Source organism: Bacteroidales bacterium (assembly GCA_013314715.1).
Lineage (GTDB): Bacteria > Bacteroidota > Bacteroidia > Bacteroidales > GWA2-32-17 > Ch61.
This window is the reverse complement of record JABUFC010000029.1, coordinates 17439-42121: the sequence shown is the minus strand read 5'-3', so window position 1 is coordinate 42121 and position 24683 is coordinate 17439. Positions and strand designations below refer to the sequence as shown.

The 24683-nt window shown below is 36.7% G+C and carries 14 protein-coding genes; 10 read left to right on the top strand and 4 right to left on the bottom strand.

Annotated elements, in window-relative coordinates; translation table 11 throughout:
- Window positions 1–516: 516 nt before the first annotated feature.
- The 8 genes from HPY79_08145 (at window position 517) to HPY79_08110 (ending at window position 10334) form a co-directional block, all read left to right on the top strand.
- Complete coding sequence (locus tag HPY79_08145) at window positions 517–1197, top strand: zinc metallopeptidase (GenBank protein ID NSW45768.1); 681 nt, start codon at window positions 517–519, stop codon at window positions 1195–1197.
- 69 nt (window positions 1198–1266) lie between these two features.
- Window positions 1267–2076 carry a hypothetical protein gene (locus HPY79_08140; protein NSW45767.1) on the top strand — a complete coding sequence of 270 codons (810 nt, stop codon included), beginning with the start codon at window positions 1267–1269 and terminating at the stop codon, window positions 2074–2076.
- A gap of 38 nt (window positions 2077–2114) precedes the next feature.
- Entirely contained in the window at window positions 2115–3341 is a 1227-nt protein-coding gene (gene thrC / locus HPY79_08135) for a threonine synthase (protein NSW45766.1), read from the top strand.
- A 6-nt stretch (window positions 3342–3347) separates the two neighbouring features.
- Entirely contained in the window at window positions 3348–5900 is a 2553-nt protein-coding gene (gene xdh, locus HPY79_08130) for a selenium-dependent xanthine dehydrogenase (GenBank protein NSW45765.1), read from the top strand.
- A 123-nt stretch (window positions 5901–6023) separates the two neighbouring features.
- Entirely contained in the window at window positions 6024–7448 is a 1425-nt protein-coding gene (locus HPY79_08125; protein NSW45764.1) for a TolC family protein, read from the top strand.
- 3 nt (window positions 7449–7451) lie between these two features.
- Window positions 7452–8789, top strand: coding sequence for an efflux RND transporter periplasmic adaptor subunit (locus HPY79_08120; GenBank protein NSW45763.1), 1338 nt, complete (start codon window positions 7452–7454; stop codon window positions 8787–8789).
- On the top strand, window positions 8786–9484 hold the full coding sequence (gene tsaB, locus HPY79_08115) for a tRNA (adenosine(37)-N6)-threonylcarbamoyltransferase complex dimerization subunit type 1 TsaB (GenBank protein ID NSW45762.1): 699 nt from the start codon (window positions 8786–8788) through the stop codon (window positions 9482–9484). The genes HPY79_08120 and tsaB overlap by 4 nt, the downstream gene beginning before the upstream one ends.
- Window positions 9485–9572: 88 nt before the next feature.
- Entirely contained in the window at window positions 9573–10334 is a 762-nt protein-coding gene (locus tag HPY79_08110) for a DUF3108 domain-containing protein (GenBank protein NSW45761.1), read from the top strand.
- A 165-nt stretch (window positions 10335–10499) separates the two neighbouring features.
- On the opposite strand, the gene HPY79_08105 is transcribed toward HPY79_08110, so the two are convergent.
- Genes HPY79_08105 through HPY79_08090 form a run of 4 tightly spaced genes read right to left on the bottom strand, consistent with a single transcriptional unit; the run spans window position 10500 to window position 13173 of the window.
- The gene (locus tag HPY79_08105; GenBank protein NSW45760.1) at window positions 10500–11000 is read right to left on the bottom strand and encodes a DsrE/DsrF/DrsH-like family protein; all 501 of its coding nucleotides are present in this window, start codon (window positions 10998–11000) and stop codon (window positions 10500–10502) included.
- Window positions 11001–11017: 17 nt separating this feature from the next.
- Window positions 11018–11329 carry a TusE/DsrC/DsvC family sulfur relay protein gene (locus tag HPY79_08100; protein ID NSW45759.1) on the bottom strand — a complete coding sequence of 104 codons (312 nt, stop codon included), beginning with the start codon at window positions 11327–11329 and terminating at the stop codon, window positions 11018–11020.
- Window positions 11330–11358: 29 nt separating this feature from the next.
- Window positions 11359–11934, bottom strand: a complete 576-nt coding sequence (locus HPY79_08095; protein NSW45758.1) for a DUF1641 domain-containing protein — start codon at window positions 11932–11934, stop codon at window positions 11359–11361.
- A gap of 3 nt (window positions 11935–11937) precedes the next feature.
- Entirely contained in the window at window positions 11938–13173 is a 1236-nt protein-coding gene (locus HPY79_08090; GenBank protein ID NSW45757.1) for an NAD(P)/FAD-dependent oxidoreductase, read from the bottom strand.
- A 97-nt stretch (window positions 13174–13270) separates the two neighbouring features.
- Here HPY79_08090 and HPY79_08085 point away from each other — a divergent pair, with 97 nt between their 5' ends.
- Window positions 13271–13990, top strand: coding sequence for a Crp/Fnr family transcriptional regulator (locus HPY79_08085; protein NSW45756.1), 720 nt, complete (start codon window positions 13271–13273; stop codon window positions 13988–13990).
- Window positions 13991–14042: 52 nt separating this feature from the next.
- On the top strand, window positions 14043–24683 hold the full coding sequence (locus HPY79_08080) for a gliding motility-associated C-terminal domain-containing protein (protein ID NSW45755.1): 10641 nt from the start codon (window positions 14043–14045) through the stop codon (window positions 24681–24683).

Genomic DNA, 24683 nt, shown 5'->3' with positions numbered 1-24683 from the left:
TTTGGCTTTAAAAAAGATGTTTTTTTGAATAAAATCGTCCTGCAATTTGAATCATTACCTTAAAAATTCAATTTTAGGCAAATATTTTTGATATATCAAAAAAATAATATAATTTTGCAAAGGTCTCAAAATAAGCATTATTTCTGGAATATAATAATAAATATCAATAAGTTATTAACAATCACATATTTGCATGTTAATAGCCTTGCAAAGAACTCTCATTAGGAGTCTCGTTATTAGTTAGAAAGAGACGAACTATATGATTTAGTTGGGTAAATCCTGATTTAGAATTTTTTTCAATTATTGTAAAAATAATTGAATTACAAATTCTTAATTGATTACGCAGTTGAAACTGCGTAATTTGGGTAAAATACCCCCAATCTTAAAAAATGAATTAGAGTATGCGAAATCTTAAAAATTTAAAAAAATGCCAAAATTTATTGACAAAATGTCATAATTCTTTTTTTGGTCGTACTTTTGATTTATCTTTGAACTAAAAATTTTACAGCTATGATGATAGGACCTATTTGGATTATATTTGGAGTATTTATGCTCATTAGTTGGCTCATAGGAGCTCAACTTAAAAGCCGTTTCCGCGAATATTCAACCATTCCGGTAAATTATGGTTTAAGTGGTAAAGAAGTCGCCGAAAAAATGTTACGCGACAATGGTATTTCCGATGTTAAAGTTGTTTCAGTACCCGGACAGCTTACAGATCATTACAATCCTGCAACGAAAACGGTAAACCTAAGTCCCGATGTTTACAATGGACGTAATGTTGCGGCGGCAGCTGTAGCTGCTCATGAATGTGGACATGCCGTTCAGCATGCTCGTGCTTATGCTTTTCTCGAAATGCGATCGGCCTTAGTTCCTGTTGTAAGCTTTGCTTCACAATGGGTTCAATGGGTTTTATTAATAGGTATAATATTATTAGAATCGTTTCCATATTTATTGTTGATAGGTATTGTTTTATTTGCTACAACTACATTATTTAGTTTTATAACGCTTCCGGTTGAGATAAATGCTAGTCAGCGTGCATTGGCTTGGTTAACCGATAGTGGCATAACCACTTCGCAAACATATCCCAAAGCAAAAGACGCTTTGAAATGGGCTGCTTACACGTATGTAGTTGCAGCATTGGCATCGTTGGCTACTTTGCTTTACTATATCGCCATTTTTTTAGGGAGAAGAGATTAAGTTATGAAATAGTCATCTTGTTATTTTGACGAGACAAATTCTGATATTTATTAAAAAAAAAAATTACAGATGAAACCATATAAGATTTGGATATTGGCAGCCATCATTACGGTGGCTGCAGCTGTTTTTCAACGAATGACGAGACCTACTTATCCATTAAAAGGGACAAAAGAAATTGCGGGTCAAAAAGTAAAATATAAACTTACTCGATCGGCCGAAACAGTTCGTGATGTCGAAATTACAGCTCCTATTATAGAAGGCTATCAAGCCTATTTAGTGTTCAAAAAATATAAAACGAACGATAGTCTTACCTATCAACCTATGAAATTTGAACACCAACAATGGGTTGGGACGTTACCTTCCTTGCCGGCTGCCGGTAAATATGTTTATAATATTCACTATAAGCATTTGCAAAATGACAATCAGTGGCTTGTTTTATCGGATAAAGATATTGTTATTCGTTTTAAAGGTGAGGTGCCCGCGTGGATTCTTATTTTACATATTTTATTTATTTTTAGTGCAATGTTGTTCTCAAACTATACGGGCATTTTATCTTTGTCCAAAAAAGCCAATACCATGTTTTGGGCAAAAATTACCCTTATTTTTTTAATTATTGGTGGATTTGTTTTTGGACCATTGGTTCAAAAATATGCTTTTGGTGCTTTTTGGACAGGCTTCCCATTTGGCTACGATTTAACCGATAATAAGGTTTTATTAAGTGTTTTAGCGTGGGTTATTGCTTTTTTTATGTATAGAAGAAATAAAAATTTACGCTGGTTTTTGTTTGCATCGCTAATAACCTTTGCTATTTATTTAATTCCTCATAGTTTGTTTGGTTCTGAACTCGATTTTACAACCGGAGTGATAAAACAAGGTTAAACGTTTTGTAAAAAGTATTACCTTTGTTAAAAAAAGGTATGCTTCGTTTAACTTATCAATGCAACGATTGTGGATTTACATTTGAGTCCGAAAAAACTGAATATTTATGCCCTTATTGTTCTCCTAAAAATAAGCCTGATTTACCTCCCTTGGGTGTGTTAAAAGTTTTATATGATTATAATACGATTAAAAAAAAGGGAGACCAACTTTTAAATTCGCTGATTGAAGAAGATTTCTTGTCATTACTTCCTATACAATCGAACAAAAGCTTGCCTGTTTTACGGGTAGGGAAAACACCTTTATATCGTCATCGCTTGGCTGAATGTGAATTGATGATTAAAGACGATAGCCTCAATCCAACTTTTTCGTTTAAAGATAGAGCATCGGCAATAGTGTCAGCTTATGCTAAAGAAAACAACATTCAAACCATTGTAGCTGCTTCCACCGGAAATGCTGGTTCGTCTTTAGCAGGAATTTGCGCTGCTCAAAAGCAAAAAGCAATTATATTTGTTCCGGCAGCGGCTCCCAAAGCTAAGTTGACACAAATAATCATGTATGGTGCACAAATTGTACCTGTTGCAGGAAATTACGATCAGGCTTTCGATTTAAGTATCGCAGTTACCGAAAAATATGGCTTTTACAACCGAAATACAGCCTTTAATCCATTAACAATTGAAGGGAAAAAGACGGTTTCGTTCGAAGTAGTTCAACAGATGAATGGCGAAATTCCCGATAAAATATTGGTTCCGGTGGGAGATGGAGTTATTATTTCGGGCGTATATAAAGGCTTCGAAGATTTACTTATTTTAGGGGTTATTTCACAAATGCCTCAAATTATTGCAGTACAAGCAGAAGGGAGTAGTAATTTAGTTGATAATTTAAATTCAGAGTCCTTTTTATCAAAACCGAGTAAAACTATTGCCGATTCTATATCGGTTGATATTCCACGTAATTTCTATATGGCTAGAAAGTTTATTAAAACGTATAACGGTTTAGCAATAAAGGTTAGCGATGAAGAAATATTACAAGCATCTAAAGCACTTAGTTCGTTGTTTGGAATATTTTCTGAACCTGCTGCAAGCACAGCCTATGCAGGTTTTTTAAGGCTGCAAAACCAAGGAATGATAAAAAAGGGCGAAAAAGTCTTGGTCTTGCTTACAGGTTCGGGATTAAAAGATTTGAATGCTGTACAGTCTCTTTTGCAAATGCCTTCGCCTGTCGAAGCAACAATGACTGCTGTTGAACATTTTTTACAACTAAAATAAACGGTTATGATACGCTTTTATTTAAACGATAAACTTATTGAATTTACTGATGATGCCAATAAAACGTTATTGAATTATTTGCGAAACGACCAACATATTACATCTGTTAAAGACGGCTGTAACGGTCAATCGGCTTGTGGGGCTTGTTTGGTCGAGATTGACGGAAAGGCAAAATTAAGTTGTGTAACCAAAATAGCAAGTTTAGAGGGAGCCCATGTTTATACGCTCGAAGGAATACCCGAAAATGTTCGCGACCTGATTGCAAAAGCCTTTGTTGAGAAAGGTGCCGTTCAGTGTGGTTTTTGTACGCCCGGTTTTATAATGCGTACTAAATTGTTGTTGCAAGAAAACCCTAATCCTACCATTGACGAAATTCGTCAGGCATTGAAATGGCATCTTTGTCGCTGTACCGGATATAAAAAAATAGAACAAGCCATCAGTTATTCGGCAGAACTTATACAAAAAGGCGAAGAACCTCATTTGAATTTTAAACAAAAGGGTGTTGGAAAATTCTTGCCCAAATACGAAGCTTACGAAACGGCTATTGGCAAGCGTCCTTTTGTTAACGATATGTATATAGAGGGAATGCTATATGGAGCATTGCGATTTTCCGATTATCCTAGAGCCAAAGTTTTGAAAATCGATGTTTCGCAAGCAGAAAAATCCGAGGGCGTTATTAAAGTTTTTACGGCTAAAGATATTCCAGGAAATAAAATCACAGGGCTTATTTTTAACGACTGGCCATTGATGATAGACGAAGGTGAAACTACGCATTATATTGGCGATGTATTAGCAGGAGTAGTGGCTGATACCAGAGAACATGCTCAGCAAGCAGCAAGTAAAATAAAGGTAACCTACGATGTTTTGACACCTGTAACCGATGTTCACGAAGCATTGAAAGAAAATGCTCCACAAGTGCACGAAGGAAAATCGAATTTATTAGATAATTGTATTTTAAAACAAGGAAATGCTGATGAGGTTATAGCTAAGTCTCCGTATAAATTTCATGGTATTTTTCAGACACAACGTATTGAGCATGCTTTTCTCGAAACAGAATCGGCTTTGGCATTGCCACAAGAAGATGGTATTTTATTGTATTCATCAGGACAAGGAGTTTACGAAGACCGTCGGCAGGTAGCTCAACTATTAAATTTGCCCGAAGAAAAAGTGCGAGTTGTTTTAGTGCCGAATGGAGGTGGCTTTGGTGGCAAAGAAGACATCACGGTTCAGGGGCATGTTTCGCTTTTTGCGTATAAATTGCAAAAACCGGTTAAACTTACCTTAACTCGCGAAGAAAGCATGCGCATGCACCCCAAACGCCATCCGGTTTGGATGGATATGACCCTGGCTTGCGACGAAAAAGGCAAGTTAACCGCCATGAAGCTCAGAGCTGTGGGCGATACGGGTGCTTATGCTTCTGTTGGGAATAAGGTAATGGAACGTATTGCCGGTCATGCAACCGGTGGTTATTATGTGCCGGTAATTGATTTAGAATCTAAAACAGTTTATACCAACAATGTTCCATGTGGAGCAATGAGGGGATTTGGTGCGAATCAAGTGGCTTTTGCCTTAGAGGCTTGTGTAGATGAGCTTTGCAAGCAGGGTGGATTCGATCGTTGGCAGTTTCGTTACGATAATGCACTCATAGATGGTTTGTCAACAGCAACTGGAGATAAAGTTAGAGGAGTAGGTATTCGTGCTTGCCTCGAAGCCATAAAACCTTTTTACCAAGAAGCAAAATATTGTGGTATTGCAACTGCTATAAAGAATAGTGGTATTGGCAATGGTATGGTTGATTATTCCGATGTTATAGTAGAAATTGTATCGCCCGAAAAAGTTGTATTACATCATGGTTGGACCGAAATGGGACAAGGCATACATACGGTAGCAGCTCAAATACTTTGTGAGGAAACAGGAATCGATTCTTCTATCGTTGAAGTAAGAGTAGATACGGCTGCTAATATTAAAACCGGTATGACTACTTCGTCGAGAGCAACGGTGCTTTTGGGTAATGCTATTCGCGAAGTTGCCAAAACCATTCGAGCCGATTTAAATGGAAAATCGTTAAACAACATCGTTGGACATCGTTATCAGGCTCGTTGGGAATGTACATGGACGGTTAAACCCGGCACCCCGGTTGAGAATCCTGCAACACATTATTCTTATGGCTATGCAGCACAGATTGTTTTGCTCGACGAACAAGGAAAAATTAGCAAAGTAGTGGCAGCCCACGATGCGGGTAAAATAATTAACCCTGTGTTGTTCGAAGGACAGATAGAAGGCGCTGTGCATATGGGTTTAGGTTATGCCTTGACCGAAGATTTTCCAATGAAAGACGGCTATCCATTAAGCTATAAACTACGTGATTGTGGTGTGTTAAGAGCACACGAAACACCCGAAATAAAAGTAATTGGCGTTGAGGTAACCGATCCTGTGGGTCCCTATGGAGCCAAAGGATTGGGCGAAATAGGTTTAGTACCAACCGCAGCTGCCGTAGCTAATGCTTTTTGCCAATTCGACGGAATACGTCGTTATTCATTACCACTTGATAGAAAATAAAATACTTCTCTTTCGAATCTTTATATTTTCGTAATGGATTCTAAGTAAATTCAAGTGTATTTTTTTTAAATTAATACACATTGTTCATTTATTCGTTACCTTTATGCACAAAATTTTGAATATATGAAGCAAATTATTTTGCTGTTCTTATTTATTCTTAGCTTTAAATTTTTTTATGCTCAGGAAAAATGGACATTGGAGCGATGTATTTTATATGCAATAGAAAATAACTTGCAAATAAAAATGCAAGAGCTTTCTAAAAAATCGAACGAGGCCGGGTATTTAAAAAATAAAACCATGTTTTTTCCAACATTAAATGCTAATGCCAATCAGGGTTATACGGTTGGACATTCAATAGATCCACTTACTAATGAATTTGCTGAAAGCAATGTGCAATCTAATAATTTTTCCATCTCAGCCAATTGGAATTTATTTAGTGGTTTTCAAAATGTTAATAATTTAAAACAGAGTTATTTTAATCTTCAGGCTAGTTTAATGGATTATGAAAAAGTTAGAAACGATATAGTTTTAAATGTTGCTTCCTTGTATTTGCAAATTTTATTATCAGATGAATTGTATCAAGTAGCAATAAAACAAAAGGAATTATCGCAAATACAGGTCGAAAGGACAAAAAAGCTATTTCATGCGGGTTCATTAGCACAAAGTACTTACCTCGAAATGGAGTCGCAGTTGGCATCAGACGAAATGCAATGTGTGTCGGCAAAAAATGCACTTGATTTAGCAAAATTAAATTTAGTTCAAATGCTAGACTTAGGGATCGCTGATTCTATCGATATCGAAAAACCACTATTACCAGAGCCAGATACATTATTTTCTGTTATAAGTCCTCAACAAATTTACGAAGAAGCTAAACGCAATTTACCTAATATTAAAAGCTTTGAGTACAAAATGCTAGCTGCCGAAAAAGGATTAGCTGCTGCTCGTGGCTATCGAAGTCCGCGAATAAGCTTGGGCGGTTCTTATGCTACGGGCTATTCATCGCAACGTAAAAGTATTACTGACATTTCATTAGATAATCCATATGTATCAGGCTATACGATTGATGGTAGTGGTAATCAGTACCCTGTATATTCATACAATATGAAATATAATTATAAAACAACCGATTTTAATCAACAACTAAAAGACAATGTAAGCAAATCTTTAACTATAAATTTAACGATTCCGATATTTAATAATTGGCAAGCCAATTATACTATTAGCTCAGCCAAAATAAATGCTTTAAATGCCAAATATCAATACGAGATGGCCGATAAGCAACTGATAAAAGACATTCGTCAAGTATATTATGATGCCGTTGCTGCATATAAAAAATATATGGCAGCAAAAAAAGCTGAACGTGCTTCAACAGAGACTTTTAAATATACCGAACAAAAATTTAATGTTGGGTTAGCCAACACATACGATTATAATCTTGCAAAAACAAACTTAATTCGTGCTCAATCAGAAGTAATAAAATCGAAATATGAGTACATCTTTAAATTGAAAATTATTGATTTTTATAGTGGAAAACCTTTTAAACTTTAGGTTATGAAGATAAAAAAAATATGGCGATGGACAACTATTATTTTTATAATTTTAATTTTGCTTGCCGTATTGGGTCCAAAAATTGGATTAGTAAATCGAAATGATTCATTAGAAGTTACCATTGGTAAAGTAGAGCGTAAAACTATTGTAGAGTTAATAACAGCAAGTGGTAAAATTCAACCCGAAATGGAAGTAAAAATTAGCTCTGATGTTTCGGGCGAAATAGTAGAACTCAATGTAAAAGAGGGCGACGAAGTAAAAAAAGGTCAATTATTGGCAAAAATTAAACCCGATGTATATTTGTCGTCGCTACAACGAATGGAAGCTTCGCTCGAATCGGCTAAAGCAAATTTAGGGAATGCCAAAGCACGTTTAGCTCAAGTGGAGGCTCAATTTGCTCAAACAGAGTTAACTTTTCAGCGTAATAAAAAATTATTTGAACAAGGTGCCATTTCTCAAGCAGAATACGATAATGCCTTTGCTGCATATAAAATGGGAAAAGCCGACGTTGAGGCAGCACGCCAAAATGTTATGGCAGCTGAGTTTACGGTAAAAAGTACAGAAGCTTCACTAAACGAAGCCAATGCTAATTTAGTAAAAACTAACATTTATGCTCCCACTAATGGCACCGTGTCAAAGCTAAATGTTAAGCTTGGCGAACGTGTTGTTGGTACTATGCAGATGGCTGGTACTGAAATGTTGCGGATTGCCGATCTTAATGTTATGGAGGTAGTTGTTAATGTTAACGAAAATGATATTGTACGACTACATATGGGAGATACTTCATTTATTGATGTAGATGCTTATCCTAATAAGATTTTTAAAGGCATTGTAACCTCTATTGCAAATTCTTCATCTAATAGTTCTTCGTCTTTAACTACAAGTGTTAATACCGATCAAGTAGCCAATTATGAAGTTAAAATTAGAATATTACCAGAATCATATCAGGCTTTAACTGTCGAAAACAAATATCCATTTAGACCCGGAATGTCTGCAACAGTTGATATTCGGACTAAAATTCAATCAAATGTTTTAGCAGTTCCGGTTCAAGCTGTTACAACACGTTTAGATTCTATAATCAGCAAAATAGATTCTAATTATAAACCTAATACAGAAAAGAAAAAGCAAATAGAATGTGTTTTCCGTTTAAAATCAGAAGGTACGGTTGAATTAGTTCCTGTCGAAACTGGAATTCAGGATGATGAATGGATTCACATTATTAAAGGCTTAAAAGAAGGAGATAAAATTGTTACCGGTCCTTTTAATATTTTAAGTAAAAAGTTAAAGCATAATGACAAAGTGAAAGTTGTTGAAAATAAATTTGATTTTAAAAAGAAATGACCTTTATATTAAATATTGAAACATCGGGCGAAATTTGTTCTGTATCACTATCTAAAAATAAGGAGATAATTGCATACAAAGAAAGTAGTGAGAAAAATAGTCATTCTACAAAATTAGCAATATTAACCGATCAAATTCTCAAAGAAACTTCTATAAAGCCATCTCAATTAAAAGCAATTGCTGTTAGTCAAGGTCCTGGTTCATATACGGGCTTAAGAATAGGAGTTGCATTTGCAAAGGGCTTGTGTTATGCTAATCATATTCCTCTATTAGCAGTTGATACTTTAATGATATATGGAATGCAGTTCCTTCAAAATCAGAGTATTGATAATGATGCACTTATTTGTCCTATGATTGACGCTCGTAGAATGGAAGTTTATACAGCGATATACGATTCTTCTCTAAAACCAATTATGTCTGTTACATCTTTGATACTCAACGAAAATTCTTTTGAGTCGTATAAACACCAAAAAATTTATTTTATTGGCAGTGGACTAGAAAAATGGCGTACACTTGCACAGTCTAAATATCCTAATTATTATTTTGTTTCGAATATATTACCTTATGCTTCGGCGATGGCTTCTTTATCGTATACTTTATACAACAATCAACATTTTGTCGATGTGGCCTATTTTGAACCTTTTTATTTAAAAGAATTTATGGCCGGAACTTCTGTAAAGAATAAACTAATATAAAATGGTATTAAATTTGAAACAGCTATGAATAACGTTTATATTATCGACCATAAATATATAGGCAATAACGAATAAAAAATAATTGTTTATGAAGAATATTAATTTGTGGCTGTTGTTTTTTGTTTATTCAGTTAGTCTTTGGGCACAAGAGAAACATATCGCCTTTAAAGATGGCGAAACACTTAAATATTTAGTTCATTATGGTTTTATTGATGGTGGTTATGCCATGCTTAAATTAACCGATTTCGAAATGAATGGTAAAAAATATTTTCATGCTGTTGCTTCGGGTTATTCAACTGGACTTGCTGATAAATTATTTAAAGTTAGAGATGTGTACGAAACATTTGTTGACAAAGAAACCGATTTGCCTGTAAAGGCTATTCGTAATATCTCTGAAGATACCTATAAGTACTATGATGAAGTTTTATTTAACCGTAGAGATAATACTGTTATAAGTAAAAGAAAAGGTAAAGTATCAGTGCCCGAAAATACAATGGATATTTTATCGGCTTTTTATTATGCCCGAAATCATAACTTTAAAAATCTAAAACAAGGAGATATCATTACTCTTGATACTTATTTTGATGATGGTATGTTTACTTTACAAATTAGATATAAAGGCATTGAAACTATTAAAACCGATTTTGGTAAAGTGAATTGCTTAAAGTTCTCGCCTGTTGTTGAACCCGGTCGTATATTTGACACACAAGACGACGTAACGATATGGATATCGAATGATAATAATTTTTTACCCGTACGTATTCAGTTTGATTTGTTGGTGGGTAGTATAAAAGCCGATTTAGTTAAATATGAAAACCTAAAGTACAATTTTGCTGTAAATAAAAAATAAAAACGGTTATTAAAAAATTTAACAACCGTTTTTAAAATAATAACGAGACGAGCCGAACTACTTGTTTGCTTGTCATTCTGAGCTTGTCGAATAATGGCCTTAATGTTAATTTTGGTTTGTGAATGGTTATACTCGACAAGCTCGGTATGACGGTGGGTTGTAGGGTTAAGTAAAAATAATTTGTGTTCCTTGGCCACCACACATGTTATAAAAATCGCCGACGGTTAATACCGCTTTAACTTCATCTACAAGGTCTTCTTTTTTCAATTTAAACATTTCCATGGCAAGCTTACAAGCATATATTTCGCCACCACCAGCTGTTATCATTTCTAAAAATTCGGGAATGGTTGGAATATCAAGTTTTTCCATTTGACTTTTCATCATTGCCGAAACGCCGGCTTCTACTCCGGGCAACATGCCAAGTAATGTCGGGAATGGAAGTCCGCCGGGCATACGAAGTGCCGGATTACCAACCGTAGCCGTATGAATCTTTTTAATTTGCTTTTTGGTGATGGCATCTAAACCAAAAAAGGTAAAAAATACCTTTGTCTCAATGCCTTCCATAACGGCTCCATTAGCCATGACCAATGTTGCATATACGTCTTCTATGGTGCCTTTGGCGCAAATGAGACAAACTTTTTTTAAAGGGAATTCTTCTTTTTGCATAGTTGCTTTATTTTAGGTTAAACACATGAAGTAGGTTTAGAAATTCCGGCTATTTTCGAAGCTAATTTCAAAGGAGCTCCGGGAAATAATTCATAGAATCCTTTAATATCAACGATGCCAGATTTACCAATAGCACGTATGGTAAGGGTTTCGCCTTTTAGGGCTTTTTCGCGAATGTAGTTTAATACATCCATGTGTTTGGGGGTTAGGTTTAAGCCCTCTTCGCTTGCAATAGCGTGAGCTATTTCGGGCGTCCATTTGCTTGCATCGGTTAAGTAACCTTCGTCGGTAACTTCGACGGTAATACCTGCTAAAACTTTTGTTGCCATAATTTTTTGATTTTTTATTTGTTAAACATTTATTTTGATAATTCTTTTACTATTCTAAGTCCGTACGATAAGCCTCTGCGAACCTCAGGACTTCGCATTTCTTTCATTATTTTAAAGAGTGATTTATTATCGAGTTCAGGATCGGGCTTGGTATTGGCTAAGACGGTTGTAAGGTGAGCCATGGTTTCTAAAAATTGTGGATTAGAAATGTTATTGAAAATGGTTTTAAGAGAATCGAAAACTCCTGCATTTTCGAGGCGTTCCATTTCGTGGGTAAGATCAATAATTACTTCTTTTACAATAGGTGAGACATCTTTGGCTAAATCGGTAATGCTTTCGAGCATCGTTAGTAGTGTGTTAAAGGTTTCGATGTTTCGTATAAATTTAAAGAGCATCATTTTAAGTTGATCCATATCTAGTTCAATGCCTCGGTCGTCAAATTCTTTAACGGCAGTTTTGAATGCATCGTTACCTATTCGATATAAATCGTCTGCTAAATCGTCTAAAACTTGACGTTTTTGGCGTTGTTCGTTGATGTACTCGAGCAGCAAATCAACTTTCTGATTGAGCTCGGTTATCTGTTGTTGCATTAGTTCTGTACTCATAGCTTAACATTTTTTACATTTACCTGCCATGGTCATAAGGGGTTCGATAGGCATTTCTTTTCCACGCAGCAAGATATGCCAGTATATCCAACGGAAAATAATTTTACCGTAGTGATTGGTTTTGGTGTTTTTTAATAAACCAAAAGGTCCCACTCCTGGTAAAGGGAATGTGCCGGGAAGTGGTTCTGTTTCGTAATTAAAGTCAATGAGTGAGCCTTTGCCAAAACCGGTTTCGATGTAGCAATTGGCATGTCCATCGAATTTTGCATGTAAGGGACGACCTTCGATATACGACATTAAGTTTTCGAAGAGTATTTCGCCCGAAAAATGTGCAACAGAGCCGGCTTTTGATGTTGGAATATTAGAAGCATCGCCTATTACAAATATGTTTTCGTATTTTTCGCTTTGTAAGGTGAACTTGTTGGTTGGAACATAGTTTAAGTCATCTCCTAAACCGCTTCGGGCAATGAGTTCGTCACCCATATTAACCGGTACAATCGTTAATAAATCGAACGGTAATTCTCTTCCATCGTACGAAACAATGCATTGTTTTTCGTTATCTACTCGCTCGAGGTAAAAATCAGGAATTACTTCAATGTTTTTTTCTGTTAAAAGTTCGCTCAACATTTTAGTAGCACGTGGTTTTGTAAAAGCTCCCGAAAGTGGGGTTACATACTTAATGGTTACTTTATTTCGAATTCCGATTTTAGTAAAATACTCATCTGCTAAAAAGGCAAACTCAAGTGGAGCAACGGGACATTTGTAGGGCATGTCGGCTATGTTTATGAGCAATGTACCACCCTCCCATTTTTTTAAAAATTCGCGTAAAGCCAATGCTCCTTCGATAGTATAAAAATCGAATATTTTTTGATACCAAAGTGATTCTTTTAAACCTGGCGTTTGGTCGGGACGTGTTTGCGTTCCTGTAGCAATAATTAATATATCGTATTTCAAATGTGTGTCGTCTGGCAAAATAATTTGATGGTTATCGGCATCAATTTTTTGAACATCTGTAAATAATACTTCAACACCGGCGGGGAAAAAATCCATTTTGGGCTTCATAACGTCTTGTTTTGAATAAATACCAAACGGAATAAATAAAAAACCAGGTTGATAATAGTGTGTTTTATGTTTATCGATGATAGTAATTTTCCATTCTTCGCGGTCTAGTGCTTTTCTTAATTTATTTGCCATCATAGTTCCGGCGGTACCCCCACCTAAAATGATTATTTTTTTCATATTTTCGTCTGTTTTTAGTTTATGCAAAATTAGTTTATATCTTTGCGTTGCTTATTATATTTAAGTATGATACAGAACATATTATGATAGTTATCATATGAGTGAAATTGAAAAAAAAGATGGTATATCAAATTCAATACGCTGTGAATGTGAGCATTGTATCGTAAGGTCGTTGTATTTCGAAAATATTAAACCATCAGAAGTTGAAAGTCTTTGTGTTATAAAGAAAGAACGACATTTTAAAAAAGGTGAGGTTATATTCACTTCTAACGATGTTATTACCGATTTAATCTATATAAAATCGGGATTGGTAAAATATTTTACTATTTTACCCGATGGTAAAAGTCAAATTATATCCATTGCTAAACCCTTTGATAAAATAAGTTTATTGACAATATTTAATGAGCAGAATGGATTGTATAATTTAACTGCGATTGAAGATTCTGAAATTTGTTTTATTCCACTAAAAGAAATTAAAAAACTTATACTTACAAACGGTGAATTTGCTTATGATTTTGTGTCGAAACTTACGAAGGCATCGAATGAATTGATTGAGCGGTTTATGATTATCAATAGTAAGAATTTAAGAGGTCGTATAGCATATGTACTTTTAGAATTTGCTGAGAATATTTATAAAAAAAATGTTTTTGAACTACCGGTATCGCGAAAAGAAATAGGTGAGATAATTGGTATGACAACTGAAAATGTAATACGTACATTATCTGAATTTAGAAAAGAAAAACTCATAAAAATAAATGGTAAGGAGATAGAAATAGTCGAACAGGAACGGTTGAAAAAGATAGCTTTCTATGGATAGTAAGGGCAACCAAATACAATCGATTTACGTCTAATTATAAAGATGAAGAAACGTGAAGATAAAAGAAGTAACATATTTTAATAATATCCGTAAAAGCATTTACTTAATTTTTGCCAATATGGACAAGAGGAAAATAATTCTTTTCGCATTATTACTAATAAGCAATTTGTTGGTAATAGGTCAGCAAAAGGTTAGCATAAACGATTATCAGGTTATATATAATGACCCAACTGACGAAAATATTCTTAAAGATGCAAAAGGTTCTTTTGGGGTTTCTATCGATAATATTACAAATGTGAGTTGTTTTGGTAACTGCGATGGAAGCATAACCATTTCCTTAACGGGTACTCCAACTTATCCTGTAAATATTAGATTGACCAAACCACCTGATTTAGGCGGTGGTTTCGTTTTTTTTAATAACCTTCAAGCAAGTGATTTTCCTTATACTATTTCGGGCTTGTGTGGTTCATCAGCACCTTATACTATTAGAGTTCGCGATAACGATAATTCAACGGTTACGGTTGGAAATATATATATATTGGCTCCGGCTCAAATGTCGATAGAAGAAGGCGATTATGAAGTGTTTAACGAAAGTTGTAACGGGAAATGTGATGGTGGTATTAGCATTTATTATGTTACTAATGCCCAAGGTAATACCTATTATAGCTGGTCGTCGGGCGAAACTACAGCTAATATTACAAACAAATGTGCAGGCACCTATACTGTTACCGTAACCGATGATATGGGTTGTACAAAAGATTTTTCTTTTGATATAACAGCTCCGCCAGCTTTGATTATTGATTCTATTTCTTACACCCCGGTTTTTTGTAACGGAGGCTCTGGTAGTTTAACCATTTATGCTTCAGGAGGCAACCCTCCTTATGCTTACGATATTGGTGGGGGGTATTTTGTTGGGAATACATTTAATGGATTAGCAGCAGGTACTTACGGAGTAACTGTTATGGATAATAATGGCTGTACGGTAACGGGTGGACCTGTTACTATAACCGAAAACTCAGCCATTGTCTTAACTGAAACACATGTCGATGTTGGTTGTTTTGGAACAGCTACCGGTTCTATTGATTTAACTGTAAATGGAGGAACCGCTCCTTATAGTTATAATTGGCAAGGTCCAAATGGCTTTACCGCTAATACACAAGATATTACTAATTTAGAAGCAGGGAACTATGCTGTAACTGTTACCGATACTTATTCGTGTACTTCCACATTATCAGTAACCATAAATTCTGCGGCAGCTATCAATGTTACCGAATCGCATACCAATGTTACTTGTAATGGTGGAAATAATGGCACGATTACCCTTACGGTTAGTGGTGGTACGGCTCCTTATTCTTACACTTGGACGGGTCCAAGTTGTCCGTGTAGTGGAAGTAGTTTATCAAATTTAACGGCAGGAACCTATCAGGTAACCATTACAGATAATGCAGCATGTACAACTACTTTGTCTATTGATATAACAGAGCCAGATGCAATTGTGATAACGGGAGCTCTTACCAATGTTGATTGTTATGGTCAATGTACGGGTACTATTAATTTAACAGTTACAGGTGGTGTATCGCCTTATTCATATAATTGGACAGGTCCTGGAGGTTTTACAAGTAATAGTGAAGATTTAATCAATCTCTGTGCGGGTTTTTACTATGTTACAGTTACAGATGGTAATTCTTGTACACGAACCCGAAGTTTTCAGATTGTTTCTCCACCTGATATTAACATCAATGCTTTTGTTCAAAATCCTACTTGTAGCGGAAATTGTAATGGCTTTATCAATTTGAATGTAAATGGTGGCACCCCTGTTTATACTTACGCTTGGAGTAGTGGACAAACAACGCAAAATATTTCAAATTTGTGTGCCGGAAGTTATACAGTAACGGTTACAGATTCTAGGGGGTGTACCAAATCGCAAACATTCAACTTAACCGACCCAGCTGGAATGAATTTAACCGAAACCCATATTGACGTAACTTGTCATGGTCTCAATAATGGTAGCATCGATTTAACGGTGGGGGGCACTTATACAAGCCCACTTACATACAATTGGTCGGGTCCAAATGGATATACCAATACTACAGAAGATATTACAAATTTGTATGCTGGTAACTATAATGTGACTGTAACCGATGCATCCTCTTGTTCAAAAACGCTGAGTGTAGTTATTAACGAAAATTCAAATATTATACTTACTGCTTCTATATTAAATGTATCGTGTAACGGTTCTTGTGATGGTTCTATTGATATTACCGTGAATGGAGGTGTTGCACCTTATTCGTATAATTGGACAGGACCCTCGTTTAGTTCAACCAATGAAGATATTGTAAATTTGTGTTTAGGTACTTATAATTTAACTGTAACAGATGCACTTGGATGTACAAAGGATACTTCGTTTGAAATAACACAACCTTATCCTATTGTTATTACAGATGTGCATCAAAACGTTACTTGTAATGGATTGAACAATGGTTCTATTGATATTACGGTGAGCGATGGTAATCCGCCTTATACGTATCAGTGGTCGGGTCCTAGTTGTCCATGCAATACTGAAGATTTAACAAATTTACAACCGGGTGTTTATACCGTTACCGTTACCGATGTTAGTTTATGTACTCAAACCTATTCAGTAACCATAACAGAACCATCGGTTTTAGCTGTAAGCGAAACCCATACCAATGTTTCATGTTTTGGAGGCAATAATGGTAGTATAACTTTAACTGTATCGGGTGGCACAGCTCCTTATTCTTACACATGGACAGGTCCCAGTTGTCCATGTAATGGAAGTAGTTTAAGTAACTTGACGGCGGGGACATACGATGTGACGGTTACCGATGCTAATAGTTGTTCAACAACGTTGAGTATCGTAATTACGCAACCTGCCAATGCCTTAAGTGTTACCGAATCGCATACGAATGTTTCGTGTTATGGTGGGAATAATGGTAGTATTACTTTAACTGTATTGGGTGGCACAGCTCCTTATTCTTACACATGGACAGGTCCGAGTTGCCCGTGTAGTGGCAGTAGTTTAAGTAATTTGACAGCAGGAAATTACAATGTTACAGTTACTGATGCTAATAGCTGTACTACAACCTTGAGCATTGTAATAACACAACCTGCCAATGCTTTAAGTGTAACCGAATCCCATACCGATGTTTTGTGCTTTGGTGGGAATAACGGTACTATTAATTTAAGCGTTTCTGGTGGTACCGCTCCTTATTCTTATACTTGGACAGGTCCCAGTTGTCCTTGTAATGGAAGTAGTTTGAGCAATTTAACGGCAGGAACCTATAATGTAACCGTTACCGATGCTAATAGTTGTTCAACGGCTTTGAGCATAATTGTTGCTCAGCCTAATCAATTAATTGCCGATATTACTTCACAAACCAATATGAGTTGCGGCGGTGGATGTTCGGGAAGTGCCACTGTTTCGGTAAGCGGAGGAACACCCAATTATTCGTATTTGTGGAGTGATGGCGAAACAACTTCAACCGCAACAGCTCTTTGTGTTGGGTGGAATTATGTTACCGTTACGGATGCTCATAGTTGTACATCTGTTGATTCTACCGAAATATTAGCCCCTCCAGCTTTGTCGGCAGTTATTTCCGACTCTTCGATGTCATGTGGAGGTGTTCCTACCGGAGTGTTCGGGGGTGGCATGTATGTGCCCGATGGTCCTATTTGTCCGCAACAATGTTATGAGACTACGGTTGATATTAGTGCATTTGCCCCCTCAGCAACATTGCAAAATGCAAATCAGCTTGAGTCTATTTGTGTAAATATGGAACATTCTTTTGCCGGAGATTTATCGTTTAAAATTATATGCCCCAATGGTCAAAGTGTAGTACTTGATAGCTATGACAATTCGGGAGGATCTTATCTTGGATTGGCAAATGAACAAGATTGTCATTCATGTATTTCAAATCCACCTGGCTGTGGACAAGGTACAGGATGGACGTATTGTTGGTCATCTATATATCCGCAGCAAGGATTACTCAATACTTTAGATGGACAAACAAGCCCGGTACCTCCTACCGATGTTACGAATCATTTAAATTATTTAACACCTCAAAATGCTTTAACTTCATTGGTGGGTTGCCCATTAAATGGTACATGGAAAATGGAAATTTGTGATAATTGGCAAATTGATGATGGTTGGGTATTTTGGTGGCAGGTTAATTTTGCTGCAAGCTTATATCCTTCGCAATATTGCAATGGAACGGCAACCGTTAGTCCACAAGGAGGACAAGCTCCTTATAGTTACATGTGGTCAAATGGAGCTACTTCGCAAACCATAACGGACTTATGTGCAGGAAATTACTGCGTAACAATTACTGATGCAAATAATTGTACAGCTTCTACTTGTGTAACGATTATAGATATTAACTTAACCATTGATTCTATTTCAAAAACGGATGCTTCGTGTAGCGGTGTTTGCAACGGAACGGCTACGGTTCATACAACCAATGGTTTTGCTCCAATTCTTTATAATTGGTCTAATGGTGCTACTACTCAAACCATAACCAATTTATGTGCTGGTACTTATAAAGTTACTGTAACTGAGGATAATGGCTGTACAGCGGTTGATTCAGTTATTATTGACAATGGTATAAGCATGATTGTTACAATAAATCAAACTAGCACAATATTGTGTAATGGTGATTGCACAGGTGGAGCTGTTGTACTAGTGCAAAACGGGCAGGCTCCTTATTCCTATACATGGTCACCTAATGTAGGTGATAATGGTCCCATTATTTCGAATAAATGTGCCGATACATATAATGTAACTGTTACAGATAATAATGGTTGTACAGCAACAGGTTCGACTACTTTTAGTGCACCTCCTGCATTAGTTATTGATTCCACTCAGGTTACAAATGAGCAACCTTGTAATGCTTCAAATAATGGTAGTATTACTATTTTTGTAAGTGGTGGAACATCACCCTATCAATATAATATTGGAACTGGAAATCAGGTAAGCAATACGTTTAGCGGCTTAGCAGCAGGTACTTATACTCCAACTATAACCGATGCTAATAATTGTCAATTGATAGGAGCACCTATTACTATTACTGAGCCTTCGTTACTTGTAATTGATAACGTGAGCGGAACAGATGTTACTCCTTGTAATGGAAGTGCAAATGGAACGATTACGGTTACAGTATCCGGTGGTGTTGCTCCTTATTTGTATGATATAGGTTCTGGGAATCAGGCTTCTAATATATTCAATGGTTTAAGTGGAGGAACTTATACCGTAACTATTACCGATAATCTTGGTTGTACTATTGTGGCAAACCCTGTTACGATAAACGAACCATCTTTACTGACGCTTGATTTAGTTTCTCAAACCGATGTGGCTTGTAATGGTGCTTGTACCGGAACTTTGCAGGTAACAGGAAATGGCGGTGTGGCTCCTTATTCCTATACATGGAATCCCAATGTTGGAATTGGTAATAGCTTGACTAACCTTTGTGCTGGTTTGTACTTTGCTACAGTTACCGACCAATTGGGTTGTACGGCTACTCGAACATTTGAAATAAAAGATACATCTAATTTAGAGCTTGATACGCTTTTATTACAGCATCCTCTATGTTTTGGACAAGCTAATGGTGCCATCACGGTGGGTGGGAGTGGAGGTTTTCCACCTTATACCTATCAATGGGACAATGGTTTGCCACCACAAGCAAATCAAATAAATCTAGCTGCCGGAACATATAATGTTACTATTTATGATGATAGCCTTTGTTCGCGTTCTACATCGTTTACACTGGTTAATCCGGCACCTGTGAATGATTCAATTACTCTTGATCAATCTATATCGTGTTTTGGTGTTTGCAATGCAATAATAACAGTTCACCCATATGATGGAGTAGGAATTTATACTTATCAATGGGACGATCCTGCAAATTCTACAACGGCTACCGTTAATAATTTATGTGCGGGAACGTATCATGTTACTATTAGTGATGGAAATGGTTGTACAAAAACTGATTCCATTACTATAACTGAGCCGAGTCAAATACTAAGTACATTAACTCAAACTCAGTCTATTTTATGTTACGGACAATGTACCGCTCAGGTACAAGATGTAATTTCGGGAGGAACAGCTCCATATACTTATACTTGGTCAGCTGGGTTAGCCTCTGGAAGCACAGTTTCGAATGTTTGTGCTGGATGGTTATATGTTACTATTTCAGATGCAAATAGTTGTTCTACAATTGATTCAATAGAGATAACACAACCCGATAGTATTCAAATCAGTTTTATTAATGTAACGCAAGTTAATTGTCATGGCGATTGTTCAGGTCAGGCAACGGCTCAGGTAATAGGTGGAACAGGTGTTTATTCTTATCAATGGTCAGTATCGGCTGGTGGTCAAACAACTGCGACCGCTACTAACCTCTGTGCCGGATTTCACGATGTAACTGTAACCGATGCGAATGGATGTTCTAATGTTAATACTGTTCAAATTTCAGATACATCGAATTTGAATGTTCTAATTGTATCGCAAAACAACCCCTTGTGTAATGGCGATTCAACGGGAGCGATTACAGTAACTGGAATAGGAGGCTTCCCTCCATATTCTTATATTTGGGAAGATGCTACTACTGACTCTATTCGTATAAATTTACCCGCGGGCGTTTATTCTGTTACCGTTTATGACGATAGTTTATGTTCTCATTCTATGATGATAACTTTAGTAGATCCTCCCATATTACAAGATTCTATTACAATTGATAATCCGATAAGTTGCAATGGTAATTGTAATGCTGTTGTAACAGTATATCCATATGGAGGAACTGCTCCTTATATATTATTGTGGCAAACAGGAAGTACAGCACAAACAATTTTTGGTTTGTGTGCCGCTACTTATTACGTAACCATTACCGATGCCAATGGTTGTGTACGAATTGATTCGGTAACCATTACCGAACCGGATGTTTTATTGAGCAGTTTATCTATAACGCAAGCTATATCGTGTTACAATAGTTGCGATGGTCAAGTTCAGGTGAGCACGAGTGGTGGAACATCTCCCTATTCTTTTGCATGGTCGAGTGGTGCAAGTGGCAATTTAGCAACTAACTTATGTGCAGGATGGGTATTTGTAACAACTACCGATGCGTATAATTGTACTCGTGTGGATTCGATTGAACTTAGTCAGCCCGATAGTTTATCCATTATTGTAAATACCGTTCCTGTTTCGTGTAGTGGAAATTGTTCGGGTATTGCTTCTGTTTTTGTACTTGGAGGAACGCTTCCTTATTCATATCAATGGGATACTAATGCAGGTAATGCTACCACTCCAATTGTTGATTCGTTGTGTGCTAATATTTATTCGTTTACGGTTACCGATGCCAATGGTTGTATAAAGGTAGGAACTGCTTCTATTATAGATACGTCGAACTTGAAAATCGATACATTATTACTACAAAATCCTTTATGTTTTGGTCAATGCAATGGTGCCATAACGGTTGGTGGAAGTGGAGGTTATCCACCTTACACTTATGCTTGGGATAATGGTTTACCATCACAAGCCAATCAAATAAATCTTTGTGCCGGAAGTTATACGGTAACGCTTACTGACGATAGTTTGTGTAAACGTTGGGCAACCATAACTTTGACTAATCCTCCTGCCTTACAAGATTCGATTAATGTTTTACAGTCAATTTCTTGTTTTAACGATTGTAATGGTGCTGTAGCATCTTTCCCTTATGGCGGAACAGCTCCTTATGTTTTTGATTGGGACGATTCGTTCCTTTCGCATAATGATACATTACAATGGTTATGTGCCGGCAATTATCATGTTACTATTACCGATGCTAATGGTTGTGTTGTAACTGATTCAGTAAGTTTAGTTAATCCTCCCCAACTTACATCATCGTTGGCAATAACACAAGCGATTTCATGTTATGGAACATGCAACGGAATGGCTACTGCTACTATTTCGGGTGGAACCTTGCCTTATTCGTTTGCATGGTCGAATGGCGACAATGCTGCTACGGCTGATAGTTTATGTGCCGGTTGGGTTTATTTAACTGTTACCGATGCTAATCTTTGTCAGGTAGTAGATTCCATTGAATTTATACAACCCGATTCTCTTAATTTGTTGTTTAGTTCAACAGCTGCATCGTGTGGTGGAACAAATGGAACAGCAACGGTTACAGTTACGGGAGGTACCGCTCCATATACCTATCAATGGGATGCTAACGCAGCAAATCAAACTACGGCTACAGCAACTTCTTTGGGTGTAAATATTTATTTTGTAACCGTTACTGACGGAAATGGTTGTACAAAGGTGGGGTCTGTAAGCGTAATAGACACATCGAATTTAGTTATTAATATTACTAATATTCATCATATTAGTTGTGCTGGATCTTGTGACGGGTCTGCTACGGCTAGTGTTACGGGTGGTTATCCTCCCTATACATTCTTGTGGAGTACAACACCCGCTCAAACAGATTCTATCGCAACAAGTTTATGTGTAGGGACTTACTTTGTTACAGTAGTCGATGATAGCCTTTGTTCACGTGTTGCTATGGTAGATATTACCGATGCGGATGTATTAGCGGTAAACGATTCGATTGTTCCGATTTCATGTCCAGGATTATGCGATGCAAGTATTATTTTAACTCCTACGGGTGGAACTCCACCTTATATTTCTTATCAATGGTCTATTATCGGTGAAACCGATTCGATTGCTTCAGGTTTATGTTCTGGAACGTATTATTATACTGTTACCGATGCCAATAATTGTGTGGTAAGTGATAGTGTTACTATTATTGATCCGGGAACGATGACTGTAAGTATTAATGTTTTGCAGAATTTGCTTTGTCATAACGATTGCAATGGCAGTTTGGGTGTAACGGTCAACGGGGCATTAGGTCCTTATAACTATCAATGGAATAATGGTATAACCGATTCCGTTTTAGTAGGATTATGTGCAGGTTTCTATGAAGTTACCGTAACAGGTGTAGGAGGGTGTTCGGCAGTTGCTAATTTTACATTGATGAACCCTGATTCGTTACAGTTAACGTTTACCAATGTTTTACAAGTTGCTTGCGGAGGCGATTGTAGTGGAAGAGTTACAGCTTTAGTAACCGGTGGTACTCCTCCTTATACGATACAATGGGATGCCAATGCCGGTAATGCTACTACACCTACTATTGATTCACTTTGTGCAAACTTATATTTTGTAACCGTAACCGATCAAAATGGTTGTAGCTTAACTTCGATGTTTGAAATTACCGATACCTCGCACTTAGAATTGCATATTATCGATTCGAGCATGGTAACTTGCTATGGACGTTGCGATGGTTGGGCTTTAGCTCAAGCACAGAATGGCTATATACCATATACATACGAATGGAATACGGTCCCAGCTCAATACAATGCTCAAGCTGTTGACTTATGTGCTGGTACATATTTAGTTACCGTAACGGACGATAGTTTATGTTCGCGTGTTAGAATGGTTACCATTACACAACCCGACAGTTTATATTTACGTGTTGTAGATAGCACTCAAATACGCTGCTATGGCGATTGCAACGGAAGTGTTACCGTTTCGCCAATAGGCGGAACCATGCCTTATACTCTTTTATGGAGCAATGCTCAAATTGATACCGTTGCTACTGGATTGTGTGCAGGTTTATACACAGCAACGTTGACTGATGCTCATAATTGCGCGGATAGCATTAAGTATATTGTATCGCAACCAACAGCTATTAACGATTCGACATCTGTTATTACCTCTTTATGTGCTCAAGGTAGCAACGATGGTTCAGTAACCCTCACCATAAATGGAGGCACACCACCTTATCAGGTTTTATGGAATACCGGCGATACACTTACACAGCTTGATAGCTTATCTTCTGGAACTTATTACTACACCATTACCGATGCTCATGGATGTATAAAACAAGATTCAGTTAATGTTCAGCCCATGATTGTAGTTCATGCTACTGCCAAGACCGATACCACTATTTGCTACGGCGATTCTGTTCAAATATTCGGATTTGGGGGGGCTGTTTATTTCTGGACTCCTTCTACAGGATTAAGTGATAGTACGGTATTTAACCCATTTGCTAAACCAACAATAACAACTACTTATTACTTTACTGTATTTGATAGTATTTGCTTCGATGTAGATTCGGTTACTATTGGTGTTTATCCGCAAATAACAGTAGATGCAGGACCAAATCAAACTATTTTATACGATCATACTACTACATTAAATGGAACATGTTCAGATGCGAATGCTACTTTCTTATGGGTTCCATCTACAGGATTAGAAGATTCTGCGAGTGCAGTTACGATTGCTCACCCGTTAGAAACCACAACGTATTATTTACTTGCTACTAATGTTAATGGTTGTACAGTAATAGATTCTGTAACAATTACCGTTATACCAAAGATACGAATACCTTCGGGCTTTACTCCTAATGGTGATGGTATAAATGATGAATGGGTAATTGATTTAATAGAATTATTCCCCAATTGCGAAGTTTATATCTATAATCGCTGGGGCGAAAAATTATACTACAGCAAAGGTTATCCGCCTTCAGAACGATGGAACGGGAAATATAAAGGGAAAGATTTACCTAGCGGAACATACTACTACATCATCAATTTACATGATGAGGCTTATCCCGATCCCATTACCGGACCAATAACTATAATGAGGTAA

Coding starts and splice junctions, on each gene's coding strand:
- HPY79_08110 (NSW45761.1), top strand. CDS start 9,573: ATGAAGAATATTAATTTGTGGCTGTTGTTTTTTGTTTATTCAGTTAGT.
- HPY79_08100 (NSW45759.1), bottom strand. CDS start 11,329: ATGGCAACAAAAGTTTTAGCAGGTATTACCGTCGAAGTTACCGACGAA.
- HPY79_08120 (NSW45763.1), top strand. CDS start 7,452: ATGAAGATAAAAAAAATATGGCGATGGACAACTATTATTTTTATAATT.
- HPY79_08105 (NSW45760.1), bottom strand. CDS start 11,000: ATGCAAAAAGAAGAATTCCCTTTAAAAAAAGTTTGTCTCATTTGCGCC.
- HPY79_08125 (NSW45764.1), top strand. CDS start 6,024: ATGAAGCAAATTATTTTGCTGTTCTTATTTATTCTTAGCTTTAAATTT.
- HPY79_08140 (NSW45767.1), top strand. CDS start 1,267: ATGAAACCATATAAGATTTGGATATTGGCAGCCATCATTACGGTGGCT.
- HPY79_08095 (NSW45758.1), bottom strand. CDS start 11,934: ATGAGTACAGAACTAATGCAACAACAGATAACCGAGCTCAATCAGAAA.
- xdh (NSW45765.1), top strand. CDS start 3,348: ATGATACGCTTTTATTTAAACGATAAACTTATTGAATTTACTGATGAT.
- HPY79_08090 (NSW45757.1), bottom strand. CDS start 13,173: ATGAAAAAAATAATCATTTTAGGTGGGGGTACCGCCGGAACTATGATG.
- tsaB (NSW45762.1), top strand. CDS start 8,786: ATGACCTTTATATTAAATATTGAAACATCGGGCGAAATTTGTTCTGTA.
- HPY79_08085 (NSW45756.1), top strand. CDS start 13,271: ATGAGTGAAATTGAAAAAAAAGATGGTATATCAAATTCAATACGCTGT.
- thrC (NSW45766.1), top strand. CDS start 2,115: ATGCTTCGTTTAACTTATCAATGCAACGATTGTGGATTTACATTTGAG.